Origin of the sequence: Paracoccus yeei ATCC BAA-599, from assembly GCF_000622145.1 — a bacterium.
Classification (GTDB): Bacteria; Pseudomonadota; Alphaproteobacteria; order Rhodobacterales; family Rhodobacteraceae; genus Paracoccus; species Paracoccus yeei.
In genome coordinates this window covers 155,075-178,484 of the sequence record NZ_JHWH01000008.1, presented here as the reverse complement: position 1 = coordinate 178,484, position 23,410 = coordinate 155,075, and the positions used below count along the sequence as shown (strand labels likewise).

20 protein-coding genes are annotated in these 23,410 nt (G+C 67.8%); 8 read left to right on the top strand and 12 right to left on the bottom strand.

Annotated elements, in window-relative coordinates; translation table 11 throughout:
* Nucleotides 1–18 precede the first annotated feature (18 nt).
* From BU28_RS0106060 to BU28_RS0106045, 4 genes are read right to left on the bottom strand one after another with little or no spacing between them, the layout of a single operon-like run.
* Entirely contained in the window at nucleotides 19–1,638 is a 1,620-nt protein-coding gene (locus BU28_RS0106060; RefSeq protein WP_028718684.1) for an ABC transporter ATP-binding protein, read from the bottom strand.
* A complete protein-coding gene (locus tag BU28_RS0106055; protein ID WP_036762088.1) occupies nucleotides 1,631–2,542 on the bottom strand; it encodes an ABC transporter permease in 912 nt (303 codons plus the stop codon). Before BU28_RS0106055 ends, BU28_RS0106060 begins: the two co-directional genes overlap by 8 nt.
* Nucleotides 2,543–2,554: 12 nt before the next feature.
* On the bottom strand, nucleotides 2,555–3,466 hold the full coding sequence (locus tag BU28_RS0106050; RefSeq protein WP_028718682.1) for an ABC transporter permease: 912 nt from the start codon (nucleotides 3,464–3,466) through the stop codon (nucleotides 2,555–2,557).
* Nucleotides 3,467–3,519: 53 nt separating this feature from the next.
* The gene (locus BU28_RS0106045) at nucleotides 3,520–5,037 is read right to left on the bottom strand and encodes an ABC transporter substrate-binding protein (RefSeq protein WP_028718681.1); all 1,518 of its coding nucleotides are present in this window, start codon (nucleotides 5,035–5,037) and stop codon (nucleotides 3,520–3,522) included.
* 340 nt (nucleotides 5,038–5,377) lie between these two features.
* On the opposite strand from BU28_RS0106045, the gene BU28_RS0106040 reads away from it, so the two are divergent.
* The 3 genes from BU28_RS0106040 (at nucleotide 5,378) to BU28_RS0106030 (ending at nucleotide 8,715) form a co-directional block, all read left to right on the top strand.
* On the top strand, nucleotides 5,378–6,577 hold the full coding sequence (locus BU28_RS0106040) for a sialidase family protein (RefSeq protein WP_028718680.1): 1,200 nt from the start codon (nucleotides 5,378–5,380) through the stop codon (nucleotides 6,575–6,577).
* Nucleotides 6,574–7,524, top strand: coding sequence for a 4-hydroxythreonine-4-phosphate dehydrogenase PdxA (gene pdxA, locus BU28_RS0106035; RefSeq protein WP_028718679.1), 951 nt, complete (start codon nucleotides 6,574–6,576; stop codon nucleotides 7,522–7,524). The genes BU28_RS0106040 and pdxA overlap by 4 nt, the downstream gene beginning before the upstream one ends.
* A gap of 81 nt (nucleotides 7,525–7,605) precedes the next feature.
* Entirely contained in the window at nucleotides 7,606–8,715 is a 1,110-nt protein-coding gene (locus BU28_RS0106030; RefSeq protein ID WP_028718678.1) for an iron-containing alcohol dehydrogenase, read from the top strand.
* A gap of 114 nt (nucleotides 8,716–8,829) precedes the next feature.
* Here BU28_RS0106030 and BU28_RS0106025 read toward each other — a convergent pair whose 3' ends face one another.
* From BU28_RS0106025 to BU28_RS0105990, 8 genes are all read right to left on the bottom strand, one after another.
* Nucleotides 8,830–9,549: a FadR/GntR family transcriptional regulator gene (locus tag BU28_RS0106025; protein ID WP_028718677.1), complete on the bottom strand. Its 720-nt coding sequence runs from the start codon at nucleotides 9,547–9,549 to the stop codon at nucleotides 8,830–8,832.
* Nucleotides 9,546–10,586 (bottom strand): four-carbon acid sugar kinase family protein, encoded by a 1,041-nt coding sequence (locus BU28_RS0106020; protein WP_028718676.1) that lies wholly within the window; start codon nucleotides 10,584–10,586, stop codon nucleotides 9,546–9,548. The genes BU28_RS0106025 and BU28_RS0106020 overlap by 4 nt, the downstream gene beginning before the upstream one ends.
* Nucleotides 10,583–12,082 (bottom strand): tripartite tricarboxylate transporter permease, encoded by a 1,500-nt coding sequence (locus tag BU28_RS0106015; protein ID WP_028718675.1) that lies wholly within the window; start codon nucleotides 12,080–12,082, stop codon nucleotides 10,583–10,585. The genes BU28_RS0106020 and BU28_RS0106015 overlap by 4 nt, the downstream gene beginning before the upstream one ends.
* Nucleotides 12,079–12,564: a tripartite tricarboxylate transporter TctB family protein gene (locus BU28_RS0106010; RefSeq protein WP_036762086.1), complete on the bottom strand. Its 486-nt coding sequence runs from the start codon at nucleotides 12,562–12,564 to the stop codon at nucleotides 12,079–12,081. The genes BU28_RS0106015 and BU28_RS0106010 overlap by 4 nt, the downstream gene beginning before the upstream one ends.
* A 63-nt stretch (nucleotides 12,565–12,627) precedes the next feature.
* Complete coding sequence (locus BU28_RS0106005; RefSeq protein WP_051577844.1) at nucleotides 12,628–13,599, bottom strand: Bug family tripartite tricarboxylate transporter substrate binding protein; 972 nt, start codon at nucleotides 13,597–13,599, stop codon at nucleotides 12,628–12,630.
* Nucleotides 13,600–14,200: 601 nt separating this feature from the next.
* Nucleotides 14,201–15,688 carry an AMP-binding protein gene (locus BU28_RS0106000; RefSeq protein ID WP_028718672.1) on the bottom strand — a complete coding sequence of 496 codons (1,488 nt, stop codon included), beginning with the start codon at nucleotides 15,686–15,688 and terminating at the stop codon, nucleotides 14,201–14,203.
* A gap of 23 nt (nucleotides 15,689–15,711) precedes the next feature.
* Nucleotides 15,712–16,539 carry a p-hydroxycinnamoyl CoA hydratase/lyase gene (locus BU28_RS0105995; protein ID WP_028718671.1) on the bottom strand — a complete coding sequence of 276 codons (828 nt, stop codon included), beginning with the start codon at nucleotides 16,537–16,539 and terminating at the stop codon, nucleotides 15,712–15,714.
* Between the two features lie 83 nt (nucleotides 16,540–16,622).
* Complete coding sequence (locus BU28_RS0105990) at nucleotides 16,623–18,074, bottom strand: aldehyde dehydrogenase (RefSeq protein WP_088239152.1); 1,452 nt, start codon at nucleotides 18,072–18,074, stop codon at nucleotides 16,623–16,625.
* A 154-nt stretch (nucleotides 18,075–18,228) separates the two neighbouring features.
* On the opposite strand from BU28_RS0105990, the gene BU28_RS0105985 reads away from it, so the two are divergent.
* Genes BU28_RS0105985 through BU28_RS0105965 form a run of 5 tightly spaced genes read left to right on the top strand, consistent with a single transcriptional unit; the run spans nucleotide 18,229 to nucleotide 23,406 of the window.
* Complete coding sequence (locus BU28_RS0105985) at nucleotides 18,229–18,690, top strand: MarR family winged helix-turn-helix transcriptional regulator (RefSeq protein WP_157767377.1); 462 nt, start codon at nucleotides 18,229–18,231, stop codon at nucleotides 18,688–18,690.
* Between the two features lie 52 nt (nucleotides 18,691–18,742).
* Nucleotides 18,743–19,951: a 3-(3-hydroxy-phenyl)propionate transporter MhpT gene (mhpT, locus tag BU28_RS0105980; protein WP_051577838.1), complete on the top strand. Its 1,209-nt coding sequence runs from the start codon at nucleotides 18,743–18,745 to the stop codon at nucleotides 19,949–19,951.
* Nucleotides 19,952–19,976: 25 nt separating this feature from the next.
* Nucleotides 19,977–20,951, top strand: a complete 975-nt coding sequence (locus BU28_RS0105975) for an MBL fold metallo-hydrolase (protein ID WP_036762083.1) — start codon at nucleotides 19,977–19,979, stop codon at nucleotides 20,949–20,951.
* Nucleotides 20,948–21,829 (top strand): amidohydrolase family protein, encoded by an 882-nt coding sequence (locus tag BU28_RS0105970; protein WP_028718666.1) that lies wholly within the window; start codon nucleotides 20,948–20,950, stop codon nucleotides 21,827–21,829. The genes BU28_RS0105975 and BU28_RS0105970 overlap by 4 nt, the downstream gene beginning before the upstream one ends.
* Complete coding sequence (locus tag BU28_RS0105965; RefSeq protein WP_028718665.1) at nucleotides 21,826–23,406, top strand: acyl-CoA dehydrogenase family protein; 1,581 nt, start codon at nucleotides 21,826–21,828, stop codon at nucleotides 23,404–23,406. The genes BU28_RS0105970 and BU28_RS0105965 overlap by 4 nt, the downstream gene beginning before the upstream one ends.
* Nucleotides 23,407–23,410: the final 4 nt, after the last annotated feature.

Below are 23,410 nucleotides of genomic sequence, written 5' to 3'. Positions count from 1 at the left end.
TCGTTCCGCCGCAGGGATTCATCGGGCAAGGGCCAGCCGTGCCTTTCGGCGGGCGGCCTGCACGGCGGGGTCCGGGTCGAGCCCGGCGGCAAGCAGGGCTTGCGTATAGGGCTGGCGCGGGTGGTCGAAGATCTGCCGGACGGTCCCCATCTCGACCACCCGGCCCTTTTGCATGACCATGACGTGATCGGCGAAGTCGCGCACCACGGGCAGGTCATGGGCGATGAAGATGAAGGCGATGCCCATGTCGCGGCGCAGCTTGTCGAGCAGCGCGATCACCTGCGCCTGGACCGAGACATCCAGCGCCGACACCGCCTCGTCGCAGACGATCAGCCGGGGCTCCATCGCCAGGGCCCGGGCGATGGCGATGCGCTGGCGCTGGCCGCCGCTGAACTGGTGCGGATAGCGGGCGGCATGCTCGGGCGACAGCCCGACCTGCGCCAGCAGATCCGCGACACGGGCGCGCCATCGCGATTTCGGCAGGATGTCCGGATGGATCACCCAGGCCTCGGAGATCAGTTGAAAGACCGTCATGCGCGGGTTCAGCGACTGCGTCGGGTCCTGGAACACCATCTGCAGATCGCGGCGCAGCTTGAACAGCTCTGCCGGCGGCATGCTCAGCAGGTCGCGTCCCTGCCACAGCGCCTGCCCGCTGTCGGCCTGATCCAGCCGCAGCAGGATGCGTGCCAGCGTGGACTTTCCCGACCCGGATTCGCCCACCACGGCCAGCGTCTCGCCGGGCATCAGGTCGAAGCTGACCCCGTCCAGCGCGGTGAAGCCGCCATAGCTTTTGCGCAGGTCGCGCACGCTCAGCACCGGCTGCGCCGAAGGCAGAGGCTGGTGCATGGCGCCCTTGCCCGGCGCGGCGCCGATCAGCTTGCGGGTATAGGGATGGCTGGGATTGGCATAAACCTGGGCGGCGCTGCCCGTCTCGACCACCACCCCGCCGTTCATCACCACGACGCGGTCGGCGATCTCGGCGACGACGCCCAGGTCGTGGGTAATGATCAGGATGCCCATGCCGGTTTCGGCCTGCAGTTCCTCAAGCAGGGACAGCACCTCGGCCTGCACCGTCACATCCAGCGCGGTGGTCGGCTCGTCCGCGATCAGGACATCGGGCTTCATCGCCAGGGCCATGGCGATCATCAGGCGCTGGCGTTGCCCGCCCGAGAATTCATGCGGGTACTTCTTCAGCGCGCCGGCGGGATCGGGGATGCCCACACGGGTCAGAAGCCGCAGCGCCTCGGCCTTTGCGCGGGCCTGGTCGCTGCCGTGGGTGGTCATCGCCTCGGCGATCTGCCAGCCCACGGTATAGACCGGGTTCAGGTGGCTCAGCGGATCCTGGAAGATCATCGCGATGCGGCGGCCATTGACGGTACGCCGCTGTTCGTCGGACAGCGTCAGCAGGTCCTGACCGCCGAAACGGATCTGGCCGCTGGTGATCCTGCCCGGCGGCATGTCGATCAGGTTCATGATCGCCGAGGCCGAGACCGATTTCCCCGACCCGCTTTCGCCGAGGATCGCCAGCGTCTCGCCCCGGTCCAAGTGCCAGCTGACGTTCTGGACGGCTTTCACGGTGCCGGCGGCGGTGTGGAATTCGACGGAAAGGTCGCGGACCTCCAGCAGGTGCTCAGTCATTCTTGCGTCCCCTCATTTCCAGACGCCAGCGCTGCACGGGGTCCAGCGCGATGCGCAGCCAGTTCGACAGCAGGTTCAAGGACAGCGTCGTCAGTATGATCGCAAGGCCGGGCCAGAACGACAGCCACCAGGCATTGGTCAGGTATTGCTTGCCCTGCGCGATCATCAGCCCCCAGGTGATCTCGGGCGGCTGGATGCCGATGCCCAGGAACGACAGGCTGCTTTCGGCCAGCATGACAAAGGCGAAATCCAGCGTCGCCAGCGTCGTCAGCGTGGGGATCACCACCGGCAGGATATGGCGGAACAGGATGCGCTGCGTGGGCGCGCCCATCACAAGGGCAGCCTGCACGAACATCCGCTCGCGGATTTCCAGCACCTCGGCGCGGGTGGTGCGCAGATAGACCGGGATGCGGGTGATCGCCAGGACGATGATCAGGTTGGGAACCGAAGGTCCAAGGATATACAGCACCACCACCGCCAGCAGCAGCGACGGAAAGGACATGATGATATCGGCCAGCCGCATGATGACCTCGCCCGTGCGCCTGCCGGCATAGCCCGCGACCAGCCCCAGCGTGGTGCCGATGACGGCCGAACCCAGCACCGCGCCCGCCGCGACCAGCATCGTGTTCTGCGCCGCGACCACGATGCGCGCCAGCAGCGGGCGGCCAAGCGCATCGGCGCCCATGAACCAGACCCAGCCGCGCGACAGATCGAAGGGCGGGGCGTTGCGGCCGCGCAGGTTCTGCCGGGTCGCCAGATCACCCATCAAGGCCGGGCCGAACAGGGCCATCAGCACCACGACCAGCAGAAAGATCACCGCGCACAGCGCGAACTTGTCGGCCCACAGCATCCGGGCATAGCGCCGCAGCGCGCCGGGTTCCTCCACGATCGGGATATCGGTCATTGCCCTGCCCCCTTAGTGCCGGATGCGCGGATCGAGCAGCGCATAAGCGATGTCGATCAGCACGTTCATCAGGAAGATCGCCAGCGCCGTGACCATGATCGCGGCCATGACGACGTTGAAGTCGCGTTGCAGGATGGAATCGATCATCAGCTTGCCGACGCCGGGAAAGCCGAAGATCGTCTCGATCACCACGGCGCCGTTCAGCAGGGCCGCCGCCTGATCGCCGATCACGGTGATGATCGGCAGCATCGCATTGCGCAGCGCATGGACAAAGATGATCGGCCGCGCCCGCACGCCCTTGGCCCGCGCGGTCTTGACATAGGCCGAACTCAGCGCCGTCATCATCGCGCCGCGCACGACCTGCACGATCAGCCCGAAGGGCCGGATGAACAGCACCGAGATCGGCAGGATCCAGTGCCAGACCGTCCCGGTCCCCGAGGTCGGAAGCCAGCCCAGCGACACCGAAAAGATCACGATGCCGACGATGGCGATCCAGAAATCCGGGGCCGAGGCGCCGATCAGCGCCAGGATCGAGGCGATGCGGTCGAAAAGACCGCCCCGCCACGCCGCCAGCGAGCCGATGACGACGGCAAGCGCCGTCACGATGGTCATGGTGATGACGGCCAGTTGCAGCGTCCAGGCGAAGGCCTCGATCACCACCTCGATGGCGGGGCGCGCCTTGCGCAGCGAGTCGCCGAAATCCAGATGCATCAGATCGCCGACGTAACGCCCGAACTGGACCAGAAGCGGATCGTTCAGCCCGTGCAGGTCGCGGAACTGTTCGCGCATCTCGATGGTCGCGTCCACCGGAAGAAACAGCGCCGTCGGATCGCCTGTCAGCCGCGACAGGAAGAACACCAGAACGATCAACCCGACCAGCGAGATCAGGCTGCCGACGGCACGTTTTCTGAGAAAGCCTAGCATGGTGCCTCCCGTCCCCTGCCCGGCCGGCGCATCGGCCGACCGGGCGGCGCTGGTTACTTGAAGCCGATTTGCGACAGTTGCAGTTGCCCGTTCGTGGCGATGCTGGGCTTGAAGTCCAGCCGCTCGCTGACCCGGGCATAGCCGACCATGTGAAACAGCAGGACATCGGCCACCACGTCGTCATGCAGATAGGCGACCAGGTCCTGCCACAGCTTCGCCCGTTCGTCCCCCGTCGCGGCCGAGGCCCGCGCGATCAGGTCGTCGGCCTTGGGGTCCGCGATGCCCGATTGCATGCCCTCGCTGTCGTATTTGAAATACATGGTGAAGGCGGGATCGCCCCGGCTGTTGTCATGCATCGCGGCCAGCATGTAGGGACCCTGATCCTTGGGATAGGGCTTGCTGTAGAAGGACTCGTGCTCGGCCACCTCGCGGAACTCCAGCTTCACGTTGAAGCCCGCGTCGGTCAGCATCTGCTGCATCGCCTCCATCACTTCGGTGATGTTGGGGAACTGCGCGGTGCGGGCGATCAGCCTGATCTGCGTGTCGACCGGCACGCCGTCGGCCTTGGCCTCGGCCAGCAGCTTCTTCGCGCCCTCGGGATCATAGGCGGGCACCTTGACATTCGGGTTCCAGCCGGCGGTGGTCGGCGGGAACAGGGCCACGGCCAGTTCGGCGCCCTCGGGCAGCAGCGTGCCGATGAAGGCCTGGCGGTCGATGGCCATGTTCAGCGCCCTGCGCACCCGCACGTCGTTCATCGGCGGCACGTCGTGCATCAGCCGCAGATAGACGGTTTCCGAGTCCAGATAGGGAAAATCGGTCTCCGGGTTGGTCGCATCGACCAGCGAGATCGAGGGCGCCAGATCCGCCTCTCCGGTCTGGACCATGGCGGCGCGCACGGCGGGGTCCGAGCGCACCAGATAGGTGGCCGAGGTCACCTTGGGCTCGGCGCCCCAATAGCCGTCGCGCCGCGTCAGCACGATACGCTGGCCGGGGGTCCATTCGGTGACCTTGTAGGGCCCGGTCCCGATCGGGTCGCGCACGAATTCGATCGGGGTTTCCTCGGGGACGATGGTGACCATGGACATCAGCAGGGGCAGGATCGGCTGCACCGGATCGGCCTTGAAGTCGATGGTATGGTCATCGACCACATTCGCCTGGACCGTCATGCCGCCGAAATAGCGCGGCGTCTCGCAGCTGATCTTGTCGCTCAGGGCACGTTCGAAGGAATGCTTGACGTCCTGGGCATCAAAACCGCTGCCGTCCGAAAAGGTCACGCCCTGGCGCAGGTGAAAGCGCCAGGAGCCATCGGGCATCTGTTCCCATGTCTCGGCCAGGCGCGGCAGGACGCCGCCGCTGCCTTCGCGGGCGTCGTATTCGGTCAGTGTCTCGCTGACGTTCTGAAAGATCACCCGCCCGATGTTCGAGCGCGTGGCCATGCAGGGTTCAAGCAGGTCCAGATCCTCGGGCAGGACGATCTTGATGTCCGTTCCCTCGGGCTGCGCCGTCCCGACCGTCACTGAAAGCCCGGCAAGCACAGCCGCCGCGCCCATGGCAAGAATGCGTTTTCCCATTGTCTCCTCCCCTTGCTGGCGCCGGCCAAAGGCGTTCCCGCGGACCTGTTCGCCACCTGCTGCGGATCGCCGGACATCCGGCTGGGCGCATTCCGCCGTGACTCATGGCGCCCTCTCCTCAGGGGGCAGATTGCAGTCAGTGTGGAATATTTGTCAACGTTTTGATGGTCGCATTCCCGGATAAGGGGTCAAGATTATATTTAATATATTGTAAGATACGGGTATTTTTCGACAAAACCGATACCACTGGCAATCAAATCGAAAAACACCAACTTGACAACTGTGTGAAGAATGCTGTTTCTGGACCTGATCGCGGCGGTCCGCGAGGCGGAGGAGGCCCATGTCACCCGAAGAAATCGCAAGCGGCATGACCGGGGTGCTCTCGGCCACGGCCCCCGGCCGGGTCGAGGCGCTGTTGCCCTCGCCCATGGTCCAGAACCACGCGGCCTTCCTGCATCTGTTCGACGACGGGGCGCTGCTGTGCCTGTGGTTCGGCGGCACGCTCGAGGGGAAATCCGACATCTCGATCCATGCCTCGATGCTGCTGCCCGGCGCCGACGCCTGGGGACCGGCGCAGCAGATCAGCGACGATCCCGCCCATTCCGAACAGAACCCGGTGGTCTTTGCCGCACCGGACGGGCGCCTGTGGCTGTTTCACACCTCGCAGCCGGCCGGGAACCAGGACCAGTGCCGCGTGCGCATGGTGGCGCTGGCACGCGATCCGGCAGATCCGCTGCGGCTGCTTCCGGGCGCCGGCCGGTTCCTGGACGACCTGCCCCGCGGCTGCTTCGTGCGCGGCCGGGTCATGCTGCGCCGCGACGGCGCCTGGCTGCTGCCGATCTTTCGCTGCGTTCCGCGGCCGGGCCAGAAATGGACCGGCAGCCATGACGTGGCGGCGGTCGGCGTCTCGACCGACGGCGGCGCCACCTGGCAATTGCAGGAGGTGCCGGATTCGGTCGGTTCGGTCCACATGAGCCCCGTGCCGCTGCCGGATGGGTCCATCCCCGCCTTCTATCGCCGCCGGCAGGCGGATGCGGTGCACCGCAGCCTGTCCTTGGACGGCGGCTTCAGCTGGTCGGCGCCGCAGCCGACCGATCTGCCGAACAACAATTCCTCGATTGCCGCGACCCGCCTTGCCGATGGCCGCGTGGCAGTGATCTGCAACCTCGCCTCCGCCGCAACCTCGGCAGACCGGCGCGCCTCGCTTTACGACGAGCTGGGCGAGGACGACGACCGACCCGATGCCGACCCCACGGGCGGCTGCACCCCGGTCTGGGGCGTGCCGCGCGCGCCGGTGGCGGTCTGCCTGTCCTGCGATGGCGGTATGACATTCCCCCAGCACATCGTGATCGAGGATGGTCCCGGCACCTGCACCAGCAACGATTCGACCGACGGCCGCAACAAGGAGCTGTCCTATCCCTGGCTGCTGGAAGGCACGGATGGCAGCCTGCACATCGCCTATACCTATCACCGCCGCGCCATCAAATACGTCCGGCTGGCGCCGGGCTGGGCGCCCGCAACCCCTTCGAGGACTTCATGAGCGACATCATCGGCATCACCATGGGCGACCCGGCCGGCGTCGGCCCGGAAATCAGCATCAAGGCCCTGGCCGGCATGTCGCCCGAGGATCGCGACCGCACGCTGATCTATGGCAACCGCGCGACGCTCGAGGCGGCCAAGGCCGCCGTCGGCTGCGACGTGGACCTGACCGGCCGCGTGGTGGACCTGGCCGTCGAGGGCGCGCCGCTGCCCTGGGGCAAGCTGTCCCCCGCCGCGGGCGACGCCGCCTTCCGCTTTATCGAGAAGGCCGTGCGCGACGCCGAGGCCGGCCGGATCGGCTGCATCGTCACCGCCCCCATCAACAAGGAGGCGCTGAACGCCGCCGGCCACCACTACGACGGCCACACCGGCATGCTGCGCAGCCTGACCGGATCGCAGGCGGCCTACATGCTGCTGGCGTCGGAGCGGCTGAAGGTGATCCATGTCTCGACCCATGTGTCGCTGAAGGATGCCATCGCGCGCGCCACGACCGAACGGGTGCTGGCCACGATCCGCGCCGGCAATGCGCATCTGAAGCGCATCGGCATCGAAAGCCCGCGCATCGCGGTCGCCGGCATCAATCCGCATTGCGGCGAAAACGGCTTGTTCGGGACCGAGGACGACGACCAGATCGGCCCGGCCGTCGCGGCCGCCCGCGCCGAGGGCATCGACGCCTCGGGCCCGATTTCGGCCGATACGGTGTTCCACCGCGCCTATAACGGCGCCTTCGACCTGGTGGTCGCGCAATACCACGATCAGGGGCATATCCCGATCAAGCTGGTGGCCTTTGACGATGCGGTGAACGTGTCGGTGGAACTGCCGATCGACCGCACCTCGGTCGATCACGGCACCGCCTTCGATATCGCCGGCAAGGGCATTGCCAACCACGGCAACATGAACGCCGCCATCGCCTATGCCCGCAAGCTGGTCGCCGGCAAGCGCGGCTGAGGATTTCAACGCACCGCCCCGAAAGATGGGCGGCGCCATTCGCCCATCCGGGCGCAATCACGTTCGCCGGGGGAGGCCCGCATGTCATTAGCCCGCAACATCACCCTGCATTTGCCCAAGCGTCTGGAAATCGGCGCCGGCGCCGTCGCCAAGGTCGGCCCCTGGGCCAAAGAGACGCAGCGCGTCTTCGTGCTGGCCACGCCGCACACCGCCAGCTTTGTCGAGCGGCTGGGGCTAAACGGCCATGTCACCGTCTTCGACGATATTCCGGGAGAACCTGACATCGCGTGCTTCGAGGCGGCCATGGCGGCCGCCCGCGCCGCGCGGCCCGATCTGGTCGTCGGCCTGGGCGGCGGGTCGGTCATGGACCTGGCCAAGCTGGTGGCGGCCCTGTGGGACGGCGCGCAGACGCTGGCCGATGTCGCCGGACCGAACAAGGTCGCGGGCCGCCGCACGCCGCTGGCGCAGGTCGCGACCACCGCCGGCACCGGGTCCGAGGCGGGCATCCGCGCCCTGATCACCGACCCGGGCGTCGGCAACAAGATCGCCGTCGAAAGCCCCCATCTGCTGGCCGACCTGGCCGTCTTGGACCCCGAGTTGACCTTCAGCGTGCCCGCTGCCGTCACCGCCGCCACCGGGATCGACGCCATGGCCCATTGCGTCGAGGCCTTTACCAACAAGAACGCCCATCCGGTCATCGATGGCTTTGCGCGCATGGGCATCGCGCTGGTCGGCCGCTACCTGGCCCGCGCGGTGCGCGACGGATCGGATACCGAGGCGCGCGAGGGGATGATGCTGGCCTCGTTCTATGGCGGGATCTGCCTGGGGCCGGTGAACACCGCCGCCGGTCATGCGCTGGCCTATCCGCTGGGCACGCTGCTGCACCTGCCGCACGGACTGGCCAATGCGATCATCTTTCCGCATGTGCTGGCCTTCAACGAAAGCGCGGTGCCGGAAAAGACCGCCGAAGTGGCGACGGCCCTTGGCCTTTCGGGCGCCGAGCTTCTGCCCGCCGCGCATGGGTTCTGCGCGGACCTGGGGGTGGAAATGCGGCTGTCCGCCCATGGCGCGGCCAGGGATCAGCTGCCGCGCTTTGCCAGCGACGCCCATGCCATCCGCCGCCTGATGGACAACAACCCCCGGGACATGAGCGCCGAGGACGTGCTGGCGATCTATCGCGCCGCCTACTAAGGCCACGAAACCGGATCGGCCGGCCCGCGGGAGCGGGGCCGGCCATCCAATCCGATCTGGAAAATAATCCAGTCTTGGCCGGCATTCCAGCGCGGCAGGCGTCTTGGCCGCCCCTCAGGCGACCACCGCACCGGGACGCTTGCGTTCGAACAGCCGCTCGCGCGAGCCGATCAGGTGCTGGTGCATCAGACTTTGCGCCAGGTCGGCCTTGCCGTCGCGGATCGCCTCATAGATGCAGCGATGCTCGTCAAAGACCTTGGCCAGGCCGCTCGTCTCACGCTTGACCGATGCGCCGTGAAACCGCATGCCGACCGCGATATGGTCCTTCAGCGCCTCCATGGCGGTCGCGAAATAGGTGTTCTCGCTGGCCCGCGCGATGGCAAGGTGGAACTGGAAATCCGCATCCTCGCGGTGGGACTGGCGGTTGGTCGCGTCGCGCATCAACTCCAGCGCCTGCGCGATGCTGTCCAGCGTGCCGTCGTCATGGCGTTCCGCCGCACAGGCGGCGGCGGCGGGCTCCAGCGTCAGGCGGAACTCGTAGCAGTTCAGCAGGTCGGCCACGTTTTCAAGCTGGCCGAAGCCCAGCGGCTGCTTCAGCCCGACCGAGCGAACGAAGCTTCCCGCGCCGCGCCGGGAATAGATCAGGCCCTGATCGCGCAGCCGCTGCAACGCCTCGCGCACGATGGGGCGCGACACCTCGAACTCGGCGGCAAGATCGTGTTCGGTGGGCAGGCGTTCGTCCGGGGCGAAGGCGCCCGACTTGATCGAGCGCAGGATGCGATCAAAGACGATATCCCCCAGACTTTTGCGCCCCACAACCTTTTCGCTGTTCATGGCCTGCCCTTGTCGATCATGTCCGCAACGCGCAACAAACTGTTCTGCCCCCCAAAACCGCCGGATTTTGTGAGAATCGTCAAGCCGTCCGCCGAAGAAACCACCAGCCCCGGCAGACATTCCCCCAGCACGTCAAGGCAATGGATGCCGCGACGGGCCAGCACCGCCTCGGCCGTTGCGCCACCGCACAGCAGGGCCGTGCCCATGCCGGGGCGCAGCAACGGCAGGACGGCGGCGGCCAGGTTGGCGGCGACCTCGGTGCCGCTGGCGGGACGTTCCCCGGGCAGCGCCTGAACCAGCAGGCAGGACGCCCTGGGCAGCGCCGGGGCATGGCCATTGGGCGCACCGACAAAGACGGTACCGGGCCGGTCCCGCAGCGCCCGGGCCTGCGCCAGCGTGATCGGATCGCGCGAGCCGATGACGAACAGCCCGCAGGGGCCAGGCAGACGGGCCGTGGCGGCCGCCGCGTTCCCGGTCATCCCCGCCGCCAGCGCATCGGCAAGACCGCGCGCCCCGATCAGAAGATCGGCGTCAGAGGCCGCGACCGCCTGCGCCATCTGCCCCTGCGTGACCGTGTCGGGCACCTCGGCGCTGGCCGCGTGATGGCCCAGCACCGCCCGCACGTCGATCGGGGCATCGACACCGAAACCCTCGACATGGCCGCCCCGGACCACGCGGCCGAATTCGGGAATGGCCGGCGCCGCCAGCGCGCTGTCGAAGGACAGCGCGTCCAGCTCGGCCGCGATATGGCCCTTGAGACGCGAGTCGACCTTCTTGAAGATCCGCATCGGCGGCAGCGCCTGCGCGGCGCGGCGCACGGCCGCGGTGGCAGAGACCGGGTCGATCTCGCGGCTGGCGGTGGTGACGGCCAGGATGTCCGGGGCGCGGGCCAGCGCCGCCGCGACATGGTCGGGCCCCAGCGCCACCGACACCCGCAGCCCCCGGGCCGCGAAGGGTGCCGAGGCATCCAGCGCGCCGGTCAGGTCGTCGGCGATCAGCGCCAGCGCGGGCGGCGCGCCCCCTGGCTTCGGGCTCATTCCTCGAACGCGACCTCGCGAGTCTTGCGGACCTTGGGCAGCAGCATCATGACCAGGCACAGGGCAGCCAGGGCCAGCAGCGTGGCCGAGATCGGCCGCGTCACGAACACGGTCGGATCCCCCCTGCCCGTCAGCATGGCGCGGCGCAGGTTTTCCTCCAGCATCGGGCCAAGGACCAGACCCAGCAGCAGCGGCGTGGGTTCGCACCCCAGTTTCATGAAGACATAGCCGAGCAGACCGAAGCCGACCATCAGCATCACGTCGAAGGTGCTGTTGCTGACCGTATAGACGCCCACGCAGCACAGCGCGACGATGATGGGAAACAGCATGCGGTAAGGCACCGACAGCAGCTTGACCCAGATTCCGATCAGCGGCAGGTTCAGCACCACCAGCATCAGGTTGCCGATCCACATGCTGGCGATCAGGCCCCAGAACAGCGCCGGTTCGGTCGAGATGATGTTCGGACCCGGCGTGACGCCGTGCAGGATCAGCGCCCCGACCATCATCGCCATGGTCGCATTGGCCGGAATGCCCAGCGTCAGAAGCGGGATGAAGCTGGTCTGCGCCCCGGCGTTGTTGGCGCTTTCGGGCGCGGCAACCCCTTCGATGGCGCCGTTGCCGAAACGCTCGGGCGTCTTGGACACGCGCTTTTCCAGCAGATAGGCCGCGAAGGCGCCGATGGTGGCGCCACCGCCGGGCAGGATGCCCAGGACCGAGCCGATGCCCGTGCCGCGCAGCACCGGCTTGACGATGCGGCGGAAATCCTCGCGCGTCAGCAGCAGCGAACCGACCCGGCCGACCGAGGATGCGCGGGCGGATTCGTCTTCGAGGTTCTGGCAGATCTCGGCCAGGCCGAACAGGCCCATGGCGATGGCGACGAACTCCAGCCCGTCCAGCAGTTCGCTTTGGCCAAAGGTCAGCCGCGATGCGCCGGTGTACATGTCCTGTCCGACCAGCCCCAGGATGACGCCCACCACGATCATCGCCAGCGCCTTGACGACCGACCCCGAGGCCATGGCGACCGAGGCCACCAGTCCCAGAAGCATCAGCGAGAAATACTCGGCCGGGCCAAAGCTCAGCGCGACGCCGGACAGCAGCGGTCCCATCGTCGCGATGATCAGCGTTGCGACCGAACCGGCAAAGAACGACCCCAGCGCGGCGGTCGCCAGCGCCTTGCCGGCCTGCCCCTGCCGCGCCATCTTGTAGCCGTCCAGTGCCGTCACGACCGAGGACGCCTCGCCCGGCAGGTTGATCAGGATCGCGGTGGTCGAACTGCCGTATTGCGCGCCATAGAAGATGCCGGCCAGCATGATCAGCGCGGTCACCGGGTCCAACCCGAAGGTCAGCGGCAGCAGCATGGCGATGGTCGCGACCGGGCCAAGCCCCGGCAGCACGCCGATCAGCGTTCCGACAAGCGCGCCAAGGAAGCAGTAAAGCAGGTTCGTCAGGCTGAGCGCCGTCGAAAAACCCAGGCCAAGATCAGCGATCAGAGTCATGCCGCACCCCCGAACTGCAGCCAGGGCCCCACCAGCCGGAACGGCAGGCCCAGCGCCTCGGCAAAGATCAGCCAGCCGACGACGGCGGCCAGGGCGGCAAGGCCAAGCCCGGGCACCAGGCGGAACTGGCGGCTGGCCGAGGCGGCGATCAGCACCGTGCCGAAGATCGCCGCTGGCAGGCCCAGCGGCGCCAGCGTCAGCGCGAAGAACACGCCCGAGCCGCAGATGACCAGCATCCGGCCCCAGGCCAGCGGCGCGGTGGCGTTTTCGGGCGTGGCGCTGCGAAGCCCTTCGACCAGGGTCAGCAGGCCCAGAAAGGCCAGCAGGCCGCACAGGATCATCGGGAACATTCCCGGCCCCATGCGGACGCCGCTGCCCATCGGCAGGTGATGCGCACCCCAGGCGACGATCCCGGCGATGACCAGGAACAGCAGGCCCGCCAGCACGTCCTGATTGCGAAGAAGAATCTGACTGCGCGTCATGGGATGCCTTGTGTGGAATGCAGGTGGATGGCCGCGCCGGGCCACGCGCCGGCGCGACGGCGGTTACTTGTTCATCCCGTACATGCCGAGATCGCGGATGACGCCTTCGGCCATCGCGCTGTCGGCATGGGCCAGTTCGGAATAGCCGGCGCCGTCGCGGTAATCGACGAACTCGCCCATCTCATCTATCTTCTTGACGAAATCGGGGTCCTGGAAGGTCTTTTCCAGCGCGCCCGCCAGCGTGGCGCGCACGTCATCGGGCAGGCCCTTGGGCGCGATGATGCCCTTCCACGACGACCAGGTGAAATCGACGCCCTTCTCGACGGCGGTCGGCACATCGGGGAAGGTGTCGATCCGCTTGGCTTCCATGATGAACAGCGGCTTCATCGCGCCGGATTCGACATGCGGCTTGGCCTCGGCGGGCGTTGAGGTCACGGCGTCGATATGGCCGCCGGCGCAGGCGGTCAGCGCCTCGGACGCGCCGCCGAAGGGGACCGGCTCATAGCTGGTGCCAGAGATCTTGCCGAAGGCCTCGATCGCCAGGTGGTCGGCGCCACCCGCCCCCGAGTTGCCGACAAGCGTCGCGCCCGGGTTGGCCTTGGCATGGTCGATGAATTCCTCGAACGTCGAGAAGGGCGCGCCCTTGCAGGCCATCACGACCTTGAGGTTGCGGCCCATCATGGCGATGAAGTCGACATCGTCCAGGGTATAGGTGGTCGAGCCATAGTGCGGCAGCAACGCGATGGGCCCCTGCGCGCCCGTACCCAGCGTGTAGCCGTCGGCAGGAGCACTCAGCGCCTGGCCGGTGCCGATGGACCCGCCGCCACCCGGCACGTTCCGCACCACGACGGTGGAGTTCGGCAGATATTTCTGCAGGGTTTCGGCCATGATGCGCACGGAAAGGTCGGTGCCGCCACCGGCCGCATAGGGCACGATGACCTCGACCGGCCGGCTGGGGTAGTCGTCGGCCTGAGCCGATGCGGCAAGAGCAAACGTTGCCGCCGCGATGGCGACCCCTTGGGTCAGCTTGTTCATTGAAACCTCCAAAGCAGCCCGGCCCTCCTGCCAAGCAATGGAGGGAACCATGCACATTACCGCTCATGTTGTCAACAAGTCCGTTTTCTTTGAATGTACCTCTTTGGGTATTTTAGATTAAAGTATTGATTTTTATTATATATTATTTTGATTGTCGGGCTTGTAAAAAACTTAATCTCTTTACAACTATCCCGCCGTTCCGGCATCTTCCGGAAAGACGGATCAGAAGGCGAGGACCAGCACAACGTCCTGCGCGCGGTCAACGGCGCTCCGCCACCCTCCGGGCAAACGAGCTCAGCCACCTTCCCGAAAGAAACAACAGGAGGATTTCTCGATACCCACGCCATCGACGCGCGTTCGCATCACGGCTGGCCGAACTCGATGTGGCGCTGTCCATCAAGGGGAAGCCGGCCCACAGGCCCGCAGCGCAGCCAATCGGTACAGTCAGACCGACTCTCGGCGTGAATGTCGCCGGTCGACGCCGCGCGTCCCAAAAAGCAGTTGCGCGGTCCCGACATATCGCCGGAACCGCCGTGGGGTCGTCTTTCAACGCAATGCGCCGGGGCGATCCGTCACCGCCTCGGCGCATTGCGCAGGGCCGTCAGAGGCCCTGTTTCAGCACGTGCTTCATCACCTTGCCCGATCCGGTGCGGGGCAGGCTGTCCACGACGCGGAATTCCTTGGGCACCTTGTAGCGGGCGATCAGGCGCTGGCAATGCAGGGCCAGTTCCTCGGGCGCCGGGTTCGCGCCCTGCGCGGGCACGATGAAGGCGCAGCCGACCTCGCCCCAGCGGTCGTCGGGAATGCCGATCACCGCCACCTCGCGCACGGCGGCATGTTCGACCAGCGCGGCCTCGACCTCGACCGGATAGACGTTCTCGCCGCCCGAGATGAACATGTCCTTCTTGCGATCCGCGATGCTGATGAACCCGTCGCCGTCGCGGATGCCGATGTCGCCGGTCCTGATCCAGCCGTCGGCGGTAAAGGCGCGGTCGCGTTCCTCGGGGCGGTTCCAGTAGCCGGGGATGACGTTCAGGCCAAAGACCAGAACCTCGCCCGCCGTGCCGTCCGGCACGTCGCGGTCCTGCTCGTCGACCAGCCGCACCGCGGTCAGCGGACCCGGCAACCCGACCGCGCCAGCCTTGTCGCGGATCAGGTCGGGGTTCAGCGGCATGCCCAGCGTGGTCCCCGTCTCGGTCATGCCATAACCGTCAACCATGCGCACGCCCTGGTCCAGCCACCAGCGGATATGCGCGGGCGGGTTCGGCGCGCCGCCGGTGAACAGCGCCTTGAGGCTGGTCCAGCGGTCGGGGGCAAAGTTCGGGGCATGGCGCAGCGCCTCGGCCATCTGCGGGACGCAGAAGTAATGCGTGACGCCGAATTCTGCGTCGCCCAGCCGGTCGTTGGTGCGCTCAGGGTCGAAGCCGGGAGAAACCAGGATCTTGCCGCCGCGCAACAGCGGCGGCCAGATCTGGGTGACGATGCCGATGACATGGAACATCGGGCTGTCGCACAGGAATATCGCCCCGGTATCGACCTCGCCCAGCACGTTGAAGTTCACCGCCGTCGCCAGCAGGAACTGCGAGGTCAGCATCGCCCCCTTGGGCGTCCCGGACGTGCCCGAGGTGTAAAGGATGATGCAGCAATCCATGCCCGAATGCGGCGGACAGCGCGGCGCGGGACCTGCCGCGTCCACGGCGGCGGCGAAGTCCTGCATGGTCATCGCCGAACAGCCCGGCGACAGCTCGGGCGTCTCCTGATCCGAAACCAGCAGGCGCGGCATGCAGTCCAGCATCAGCCGCCCCAGTTCCGGCAGCGACAGCCGCCAGTTCAGCGGCACGAAGATCGCGCCGATGCGCATCAGCGCCTGCTGCAGGATGACCTGATGCACGCTGTTGCGGGCCAGCGCCGCCACCCGGTCGCCCCGGGTGACGCCGCCCTTGGTCAGGACCGCGACGGCGCGCTGGATGTCGCAGTCGAGATCGCGATAGCGCCAGCGCCGGTCGGTCGCCAGATCGACGGCGGCCAGCGCCTCGGGCCGCAGCCGCGCGTGCAGCGCGACCGGGTCCGGCGAGATGAAATCGAGCATGGTGTCCTCCTCCCTGCCCGGTCTCAGCCCTGCCGGCTCTTGTCATAGGCGCCCAGGCCGGGCTTGTAGGATTTCTCGTCGATGAACTGGCGGATGCCTTCCTTGCGGCCTTCGTTGTCGTAGCTGTTCGCGGCCTCCTGGGCGCGAACCAGGTAATCCTCGGCCTCGTCATAGGTCATCAGGCCGACGCGGCGCACGGCATCCTTGGTGGCCTTCAGCGCGACGGGGTTCTTCTCCAGCAGCTTGCGGGCAACCTCGGTCACGCGGTCCTTCAGTTGCGCCAGCGGCAGGGATTCGTTGACCAGCCCCCAGTCGGCGGCTGTCTGGCCGTCGATCGGCTCGCCCAGCATGGCGTGATACATGGCCTTGCGGAAGGGCAGCAGTTCCACCGCCACCTTGGTCGCGCCGCCGCCGGGCAGGATGCCCCAGTTGATTTCCGACAGGCCGAACTTTGCCTCATCCGCCGCAAAGGCCAGGTCGCAGGCGAACAGCGGACCATAACCGCCGCCGAAGCACCAGCCGTTCACCATGGCGATGGTCGGCTTCTGGTACCAGCGCAGCCGACGCCACCAGCCATAGGATTCGCGCTGCGCCTTGCGGGTGCCTTTCAGGCCATCCGCCTCGGTCTCGCGGAAATATTCCTTGAGGTCCATGCCGGCGGTCCAGGCCGGGCCTTCGCCGGTCAGCACCAGAACGCCCACGTCGTCGCGGAATTCCAGTTCGTCCAGCGCCTCCATCATGGCGCGGTTCAGGGTGGGGGACATGGCGTTGCGCTTGTCGGGGCGGTTGAAGCGCAGCCAGGCGATGCCGTCCTGCACGTCATAGGCGACGGTGTCGTGATCGTTTGCCATTTTGGGGTTCCTTTCGGGATGTGCGGTGCCGGGCCGCGCCGAGGGTTCGGCGCGGGCGTCGCGGCGGGGATGCGACAGGCGGTTTACAGCGGGTAGTGGCCCGGCTGGGTCTCGATGGTGATCCAGCGCAGTTCGGTGAATTCGGCGATGCCGGCCTTGCCGCCGAAACGGCCATAGCCCGAGGCCTTGGTGCCGCCGAAGGGCATCTGCGCCTCGTCATGGACGGTCGGGCCGTTGATGTGGCAGATGCCCGACTTGATCCGGCCGACCACAGTCAGTGCGCGGGCCACGTCGCGCGAAAACACCGCCGCCGACAGCCCGTATTCGGTGTCGTTGGCGATGCGGATCATGTCGTCTTCGTCCGCGGCGCGGAAGATGGCGACGACCGGGCCGAAGCTTTCCTCGGTTGCGATGCGCATCTCGGGCGTCACGCGGTCCACGACCTGGGCGGGCATCAGCACGCCCTCGGCCGCGCCCGCCGAATGGATCTCAGCGCCCTTGGCGCGGGCGTCCTCGATCAGCGCCGTCACCTTTTCGACCGTATGGGCATCGACCACGGCGCCCAGCGGCGCCTTGCCGTCGCGCGGATCGCCGGCCTTCAACGCGGCGGCGCGGGCGGTGAAGCGGGCGACGAAGTCGTCCGCGATCTCGGGCGCCAGGATGATGCGCTCGGTGGACATGCAGATCTGGCCCTGGTTGAAGAAGGCGCCAAAGATCGCGGCCTTGACCGCCTCGTCCAGGTCGGCGTCGCGCAGCACCAGGAACGGCGCCTTGCCGCCCAGTTCCAGCAGCACGGGTTTCAGCTGCCGCGCGGCACGTTCGGCGATGATCCGGCCCACCTTCGTCGAGCCGGTGAAGTTGATGCGGCGGATCGCGGGATGATCGACCAGCGCGCCGACGATCTCGCCCGCGTCCTCGGGGGCGTTGGTGACCAGGCTGACCAGACCGGGCGGCAGGCCGCCCTCATCCAGCGCCTCGACGATCAGGCCGTGCGTGCGCGGGCAGATCTCGCTGGCCTTGAAGACCACCGCATTGCCGCAGGCAAGCGGCGTCGCCAGGGCGCGCACGCCCAGGATGACCGGCGCGTTCCAGGGCGCGATGCCCAGGCAGACGCCCGCCGGTTCCCGTACGCCCATCGAGATGCAGCCGGGCTTGTCCGAGGGGATCACTTCGCCCGCGACCTGGGTGGTCAGGGCGGCGGCCTCGCGCAGCATCGAGGAGGCGATGGCGACGTTGAAACGCGCCCAGGGCTCGGTCGCGCCGGTTTCCTCGGCCATGGCGGTGACAAAGGCATCGCCCCTGGCGGCCAGCGCGTCGGCAGCCTTCAGCAGCACCGCGCGCCGCGCATTGGGGCCAAGTGCGGCCCAGGCCGGAAAGGCGGCGGCCGCGGCATCGGCGGCGGCATTGGCGTCCGCCACGCTGGCGGCGGGCGCCTCGCTGGCCACCGCGCCGGTGACCGGGTTCAGGCGGCGGAACGTGCGCCCGTCGGATGCGACACGCTCGGCACCCGCGATTTTCATGCTGACGAAGCTCATGCTTTTCCTCCCTAAAAGGGTTTGCCCGCATCGTGAACCGAATCGCGCCCCGGGCTAACTGCTATGAAACATAGCGATTGACTGTTATATTGCATAGCATTATTTTCATCTCCATCGAAGGCACCCTACGGAGGCAGCCATGCCCGGAGAATTCTTGAAGAAAGCCCAAGAAACCGGCGCCGAATCGCCCCTGCAACTGCGCGACCTGATCGGCTATCACCTCAAGCGCGCTTCGGCCTGGGACCTGCATGGCGCCAATGCCGCGCTTGAGGCGGCGGGCCTGCGCACCGTGTCGATGAGCGTGCTTTTGACCATCACGGAACGGCCCGGCGTCAGCGCGGCCGAGATCTGCCGCAGCCTGCGCATGCAGCGCGCCAACATCGTGGCGGTTCTGGCCGAACTGGAATCGCGCGGCCTGTTCCTGCGCGAGGCCGATCCCGAGGACAATCGCGTCCAGCGCCTGTTCCCGACCGCCAAGGGCCGCGAGGAGGCGCAGCGCATGCTGGGCCTGATCCGCGCGCATGAGGATCGGATGCTGGCCGGCCTGACCCTGGCAGAGCGCGACGAGTTGCGCCGCATGCTGGCGATCATCTGGAGAGAGGACGGCGAAGGCTAGGCCCCGCCGCAACATCCGCGGGGAGAAGAGGCCCCGCCCAAGGGAGGAAACCATGAAGACCATCAACGACCACCGCCACGGCGGGGGGCGGGCGCTGACGCTTGCCTTTCTGGCCGCCGTCATCGAGGGCTTCGACCTGCAGGCCGCCGGCGTCGCCGTGCCCAAGCTGGCCCCCGCCTTCGGCCTGACGCCGCAGCAGATCGGGCTGTTCTTTTCCGCGGCCACCTTCGGGCTGATCTTCGGCGCGCTGGCCGGCGGTCGCATCGCCGACGCCTGGGGCCGCCGCACGGGGCTGGTGATCGCGCTGGTGGCCTTCGGCGTCTTTTCCATCGCCACCGCCTATACGGCGACCTTCGAGCAGCTCGTGGTCATGCGCTTCCTGACCGGCGTGGGCCTGGGCGGGGCGCTGCCGAACCTGGTCAACATCGCCGCGGAATCCACCGATCCCGCCAATCGCGGCAAGGCGGTCTCGATCATGTATGCCGGCATCCCGCTGGGCGGCGCCATCGCCAGCGGCGTGTCGATGCTGGGCCTGCACGGCGGCGACTGGCATCCGATCTTCCTGATCGGTGGCATCCTGCCGCTGATCCTGGTGCCCTTCGTGCATTTCCTGCTGCCGCCGCTTGCGGTGGTCAGGGCGCAGGTGAAATCGGCCGGGGGCGCGCTGTCGCAGGTCTTTGCGCCGGGCACGCTGGCGACCACGGCGGCGCTGTGGCTGTCGTTCTTCCTGGGGCTGCTGGTCGTCTATCTGCTGCTGAACTGGATGCCGCAGCTTCTGGTGTCGCGCGGGCTGGAACGGTCCGAGGCCTCGACCGTGCAGATCCTGTTCAACATCGGCGGCGTCATCGGCAGCCTGATCGGCGGGCGGATGCTGGATCGCGCCCGGCCCCTGGCGCCGGTGGCACTGTGCTTTGCCGCCGCCGCCGCGGCCCTTCTGATGCTGGCGATGCTGCCCGCGAACCTGGCGCTGATGCTGCTGGGCGGCGCGCTGGTCGGGGGCGCGATCCTGTGCGTGCAGGCCATCCTCTATGGCATCGCGCCGCAATGCTATCCGTTCGAGATCCGCGGCACCGGCGTCGGCACCGCCGTCGCGGTCGGGCGGCTGGGGTCCATCGCCGGGCCGCTTCTGGCCGGGGCGCTGGTCACGGCAGGCTTCACGCCTTCGGACGTGATGATGGCGCTGGTGCCGATCACGCTGGCCGCCGGCCTGACCACGGTGCTGCTGCTGATGCGCCGCCGCGCCGCGCCCGTTCCGGCCTGAGCCTTTCGGGATACGGAGACACATCATGCTGAAACGCCTTGCGACCGCCATCCTGCTGGCCGCGGCCATCCCCGCGCAGGCCGGCGACATCCGCGTCACCCTGCTTGGCACGGGCAGCCCCCTGCCCAGCCCCGACCGCTTCAGCCAGTCTACGCTGGTCGAGGCGGGGTCGGAAAAGCTCTTGTTCGACATGGGTCGGGGCGCGACCATCCGCCTGACCCAGATCGACGTGCCGCTCAGCGCGATCACCGCGCATTTCATCACCCACATGCATTCCGACCATGTCGTCGGCCTGCCGGACGTCTGGCTGACCGGCTGGACGCCGACGCCCTTCGGCAATCGCAAGACGCCCTTTGTGCTTTATGGTCCGCAAGGCACGCGGGACATGGCCGCGCATCTGGCGGCCGCCTTTTCCGAGGATCGCCGCATCCGCATCGAGGACGAGCAGATCGGCCCCGAAGGGCTGGAGTTCGACGCCCACGACATCGGCCCCGGCCCGGTCTATGACAGGAACGGCGTCACCGTCACCGCCTTCGAGGTGAACCACGGCCCCAGGATCAAGCCTGCCTATGGCTATCGGATCGACCATGACGGCAAATCCGTCGTCATCTCGGGCGACACCCGCTATGACACGCGCGTGGCAGAGGCCGCCCGGGGCGCCGACCTGCTGGTCCATGAGGTCGCCTATATCGACCCGTCGATGATCCGGAAGTTTCCCAGCTATCAGGGCGTCCTGGACCATCATACCACGCCCGAGGAAGCCGGCCGGATCTTTGCCCTGGCCAAGCCGCGCGTGGCGGTGTTTTCGCATATCGTCTCGCGCGGGGCGCCGGGCATGACGCGCGAGCAGATCGGCGCGGCCATCGTCGCCGAGGCCAGGGCCGGCTTCGACGGGGCCGTGCTGCTGGGCCAGGACCTGACCGCCATCACGATCGGCGACAGGATCACCGTGACCGATCCCGATGGCCGGACCGTCCTGACCGAGGATCGCGCGCCATGATCGACCTGGCGGCCGTGCGGGCCATCGACTTTCACACCCATGCCGAAGAGCCCTGCGGCTGCCATGCCGATGATGGCTACGACGATCTGCAATCGGCCATGGCGCGCTATTTCCGCGCGCCATGGGCCCACCCGCCGACCATCGACCAGACCGCCGCGCATTACCGGGCCCAGAACATCGCGGCGGTGATCTTTCCCGTCGATGCCGAGCGCGAGACCGGCTATCGCCGCTATGCCAACGAAGAGGTGGCCGAAGCCTGCGCCCGGCATTCGGACATCCTGATCCCCTTCGCCTCGATCGACCCGGCCCGCGGCCGCATGGGCGCGCGCGAAGCGCGGCGCCTGATCGCCGATCACGGCATCCGCGGCTTCAAGTTCCACCCGACGATGCAGGGCTTCTATCCCAACGACCGCACGGCCTATCCGCTTTACGAGGCGATTGCCGAGGCGGGCCTGCCGGCGCTGTTCCACACCGGCCAGACCGGCGTGGGGGCCGGGATGCGCGGCGGCAACGGGATGCGGCTGAAATACTCGAACCCGATGCACCTGGACGACGTCGCGGTGGATTTTCCCGACATGCCCATCGTCCTGGCGCATCCGTCCTTCCCCTGGCAGGACGAGGCGCTGGCCGTCGCCACGCACAAGCCCAATGTCTGGATCGACCTGTCCGGCTGGCGGCCGAAGTATTTTCCGCCGATCCTGGTCCGCTATGCCGATACGCTGCTCAGGGATCGGGTGCTGTTCGGCTCGGACTGGCCGATGATCGCCCCCGAAGGCTGGCTCGAAGAATTCGAGGCTTTGCCGATAAAGCCTGAAAATCGTCCAGGAATTCTGAAAGGCAATGCCGCCCGCCTGCTCGGGCTCAAGGAGATGCGATGACACCGTTCCAGGCCCCGGTCGAGGATATCCTGTTTTCCCTGGAGGTGGCCGGCGCCGCGCGCCTGCCCGACTGGGACGCGGATCTGGTGCGCGAGGTCGTGACCCAGTTCGCCCGCTTCGCCGAAGGCGCCATCGCTCCCGCCGACGAGCCCGGCGACCGGCAGGGCTGCACCCTGGTCGGCGGCCGGGTGCGGATGCCCGACGGCATGATCCCGGGCTATCGCGCCTTCGTGGAACAGGGCTGGCACGCGCTGGCTTTGCCCGAAGCCGCCGGGGGGCAGGCCATGCCCGGTCCGGTGCTGGCCGCGACCAGCGAAATCTTTGCCGGCGCCAGCCACGCGCTGCAGATGGTCACGGCGCTGGTCCCCGGCGCGGCCCGCACCATCGGCCATTTCGGCACGCCCGGGCAGCAGGAGCGCTGGCTGCCTCGGCTCGGTTCGGGCGAATGGCTGGCGACCATGGCGCTGACCGAGGCCGGGGCCGGATCGGACCTGTCGGGCATCCGCTGCCGCGCGCGCCGCGACCGCGCGGGCTGGCGGGTCGAGGGCGAAAAGATCTTCATCTCGGGCGGCGACCAGGACCTGACCCCCCGCATCCTGCACCTGGTGCTGGCACGCACCGGCGAGGCCGGCAGTGGCACGCGCGGGTTGTCCCTGTTCCTTGTCCCCTCGCATGACGAAGCCGGCGCCCGCGCTCCGATCAGCGTCACCCGGATCGAGGAGAAGCTGGGCCTGCATGCCTCGCCCACCTGCCAGATGCTTTACGACGGCGCCCCGGCCGAGCTGCTGGGCGCCGAGGGCGATGGGCTGCGCGCCATGTTCACCATGATGAATCACGCCCGCCTGGACGTGGGCCTGCAGGGCGTGGCCCATGCCGCGCGCGCCGGCCATATCGCCCGCGCCTATGCCGAAACCCGGCGGCAGGGCCACGCGCCCGGCGGCGATGGCCCCGCGCTGATCGCCGCCCATGCCGATGTGCGCCGCATGCTGGACCGGGCCGAGGCGCTGGCCATCGGCACCCGCGCGCTGTGCCACCTTGCGGCCGTGACGCTGGAGGCCAAATACGATCCCGCGCTGGTCGAGATGCTGACGCCGATCTGCAAATGGGCGGGCACCCGCGCCGGGATCGAGGCCGCGGACCTCGGCATCCAGATCCTGGGGGGTTACGGCTATCTGCGCGAATACCGCGTCGAACAGGTCTGGCGCGACGCCCGCGTCACCGCGATCTACGAGGGCGCGAACGGCATCCAGGCCCAGACGCTGGCGACGCGCCTGCTGCGCCTGCCCGGTGCCGCCGATGCCTTCGCCGCCTTCCTGACCGATCCGCAGGTGGCGGCGATCTGGCAGCGGGCGCGGGCGCAGGTCGCGGCCGCAGCCGACCCTTCGCCCGCAGCGCATGATTTCATGGCCCTGACGGTCGAGGCGGCGCTGGCGACGATCTGGCAGCGGCTTGACGATGCCGCGGACCGCGCGCCCAATCCCCGGCGGCTGCAGGCGCTGGCCCGGCACGAGGCGGCGCAGCGCCCGGCCCGGCTGCGCTATCATGCCGAGATGCTTGCGGCGATGGATGCGCCCTGACGCG

Coding starts and splice junctions, on each gene's coding strand:
- BU28_RS0106055 (WP_036762088.1), bottom strand. CDS start 2,542: ATGACCGATATCCCGATCGTGGAGGAACCCGGCGCGCTGCGGCGCTAT.
- BU28_RS0106040 (WP_028718680.1), top strand. CDS start 5,378: ATGTCACCCGAAGAAATCGCAAGCGGCATGACCGGGGTGCTCTCGGCC.
- BU28_RS0106050 (WP_028718682.1), bottom strand. CDS start 3,466: ATGCTAGGCTTTCTCAGAAAACGTGCCGTCGGCAGCCTGATCTCGCTG.
- BU28_RS0105995 (WP_028718671.1), bottom strand. CDS start 16,539: ATGGCAAACGATCACGACACCGTCGCCTATGACGTGCAGGACGGCATC.
- BU28_RS0106030 (WP_028718678.1), top strand. CDS start 7,606: ATGTCATTAGCCCGCAACATCACCCTGCATTTGCCCAAGCGTCTGGAA.
- BU28_RS0106025 (WP_028718677.1), bottom strand. CDS start 9,549: ATGAACAGCGAAAAGGTTGTGGGGCGCAAAAGTCTGGGGGATATCGTC.
- BU28_RS0105990 (WP_088239152.1), bottom strand. CDS start 18,074: ATGAGCTTCGTCAGCATGAAAATCGCGGGTGCCGAGCGTGTCGCATCC.
- BU28_RS0106020 (WP_028718676.1), bottom strand. CDS start 10,586: ATGAGCCCGAAGCCAGGGGGCGCGCCGCCCGCGCTGGCGCTGATCGCC.
- BU28_RS0105970 (WP_028718666.1), top strand. CDS start 20,948: ATGATCGACCTGGCGGCCGTGCGGGCCATCGACTTTCACACCCATGCC.
- pdxA (WP_028718679.1), top strand. CDS start 6,574: ATGAGCGACATCATCGGCATCACCATGGGCGACCCGGCCGGCGTCGGC.
- BU28_RS0106010 (WP_036762086.1), bottom strand. CDS start 12,564: ATGACGCGCAGTCAGATTCTTCTTCGCAATCAGGACGTGCTGGCGGGC.
- BU28_RS0106000 (WP_028718672.1), bottom strand. CDS start 15,688: ATGCTCGATTTCATCTCGCCGGACCCGGTCGCGCTGCACGCGCGGCTG.
- BU28_RS0106045 (WP_028718681.1), bottom strand. CDS start 5,037: ATGGGAAAACGCATTCTTGCCATGGGCGCGGCGGCTGTGCTTGCCGGG.
- mhpT (WP_051577838.1), top strand. CDS start 18,743: ATGAAGACCATCAACGACCACCGCCACGGCGGGGGGCGGGCGCTGACG.
- BU28_RS0106005 (WP_051577844.1), bottom strand. CDS start 13,599: ATGAACAAGCTGACCCAAGGGGTCGCCATCGCGGCGGCAACGTTTGCT.
- BU28_RS0106015 (WP_028718675.1), bottom strand. CDS start 12,082: ATGACTCTGATCGCTGATCTTGGCCTGGGTTTTTCGACGGCGCTCAGC.
- BU28_RS0106060 (WP_028718684.1), bottom strand. CDS start 1,638: ATGACTGAGCACCTGCTGGAGGTCCGCGACCTTTCCGTCGAATTCCAC.
- BU28_RS0105975 (WP_036762083.1), top strand. CDS start 19,977: ATGCTGAAACGCCTTGCGACCGCCATCCTGCTGGCCGCGGCCATCCCC.
- BU28_RS0105965 (WP_028718665.1), top strand. CDS start 21,826: ATGACACCGTTCCAGGCCCCGGTCGAGGATATCCTGTTTTCCCTGGAG.